2 protein-coding genes are annotated in these 1,930 nt (G+C 55.4%); both read right to left on the reverse strand.

All coding sequences use genetic code 11. The features are described 5' to 3' along the window. Nucleotides 1-121: 121 nt before the first annotated feature. Nucleotides 122-904 (reverse strand): VirB8/TrbF family protein, encoded by a 783-nt coding sequence (locus tag HDF16_RS30075; RefSeq protein ID WP_184224642.1) that lies wholly within the window; start codon nt 902-904, stop codon nt 122-124. 151 nt (nt 905-1,055) lie between these two features. Continuing rightward, the coding region (locus HDF16_RS30080; protein ID WP_184224644.1) for a hypothetical protein at nt 1,056-1,930 on the reverse strand (875 nt) is incomplete at its 5' end.

Consider the following 1,930-nt stretch of genomic DNA (forward strand, 5'->3'; position numbering starts at 1 on the left):
TTCTCGGCATACACGCCGGTGATTCCGTTGATCATGATTTCGCTGATTGTGGGGTCCATAATCAGCGCCTGTAGATCTTCGGTAAAGAACGGTAAGACCTTCTCCCATCCGCTCTGGACGCTCACTGTTTCACCGCCGGGTGGAACGTCGACCCGTCACCCACGATCGGATCGACCGAGACGCGGTTCTCATGAAACTCTGTGATCGTCATACCGAGAGGGTTGATCGTCTCGTACTGAGGATTCGTCTTCGCCTGGTCGCTCACCTGGGCAGGGTTGAGATAGTAGATGATTGAGGCCATCCAGTGCTCTGTGCGGGGCTTGTTCGACGTGCGCGGTGAGTAGATGAGGTCGAAGCTTTCGAGCGCCGTTCCACGCGACACGATGGCGTTCTCGATCTTCTCTGTCGTCATCGACGTGATCGTCACGTTGTTGACCTGAACCTCGCTCTGCTCAACCATCCCGCTTACAACCTGCGTGATGAGGTGGTTGTTGTTGTCCTGGAGGATGAGCTGGCTGGCGAGAGGTGCGGAGAGGAAGTAATAGTTCATGGGGTATTTCTTCGCCATCGTCTCCCGGTTGATGGTGTGCCGGTAGTTGGTCCAATCCGTCAGGTAGGTGCGGATCTCGCCTTCTCGGGGGCTGTAATTGAGATCGCTGTACTGAATTGCCTGCGCTCTCCCGACATCGTCGATGCGGACGTAGCGGGTGATGGCGGGACGATGAGAAACGATCACCAGGCCTGCGCTGAGAACTACGGACAGCACGGCCAGAGAGCCGATTGCGATCTTCGCCATGCTGCGTTCGCTGTAATGAGCCGAATACACCTGATTTGCGATCTTGTCGGCTTCGACGTGCTGCTGCGACGTAAGCACGCTACTGGGCACTGCGAGGTGTGTGGACATTCGAGTTCCTCTCCGGTATCTGGTGCTTTGGTTTGCTCGTCTGAAACAGGCCGAGACCGCGTAAAAAGACAAGGAGAAAGAGGGCGATCATGAAGATCTTCCCCAGCAAAGGTGCGCGACGATAAAGCATCATGATGGTGAACATTTGTCTTTAGCCTGCCGCCGCAACGAACGCGCCGATCTTCTCTACCGTTTCGCCGATCTTTCCAGCAATCCCAGCCCCACCTCCGAACATCATTTGCGTCACGCTCGGAATTAGAAACATATTGAGGATGAACGCGATGTAGATCGTCGTGAACGGGATGAGGTTGGCAAGCCAGTTGGCGATGGTGTAGTTCTCTTGAAACGTCTGGTGCATGAAGCCTGTAAGGAACTGAGACCAGACGTAGATAAATGCTGCGGCCACGGCCCGAATCATCGCCAGACTCAGGAGCACTTCAACGAAGTGCAGAAACTTCCCGCGAAACGTTTCGGTCATGTAAAGCGGGATCATCAGCGGTCCGAACAAAGCAGCGACGGCGTAGAAGATGAGGCCACTGCAATTGATGAGGAAGATGATGCCTGACGCGATGCCGAGGAGAGCTTGGACGTAGTAGTAGCAGATGTATTCCATGGGAGCTAAGGTCGCAGGCATGTCCGTCTTCTGCCCTGCCTCCGCGATCAGCGCGGTCATCTGATTGAGCTGGGCGTGATCGAGAACCTGTGAAATCGCGGCGGCGATGTAGCTGAACATCCGATTGAAACCGAAGTTCGCGCCAGGCAGGTTCGTAACCCAGTAATGTTCGATCACGCAGCAAAACAGCAGGCGGAATAAGAAGGTCCTGAGTTCGTCCAAGCTGACCGACCGATTGCCACCGAAGTGCGCCGACCAGGACGACATCCGCACAGCGATGCCGATCAGGATCATGGTTGCGATGAAGGTCAGCAGCAACATGCCAAAGTCCGAGAGGGCTCCACCGTTCTGCAACGTGAGATCGGTCAGACTTTGGGTGAACTGACCGAGCCAATCAACTACTGGGGGCGGTG

This window comes from Granulicella aggregans, assembly GCF_014203275.1.
Classification (GTDB): domain Bacteria; phylum Acidobacteriota; class Terriglobia; order Terriglobales; family Acidobacteriaceae; genus Edaphobacter.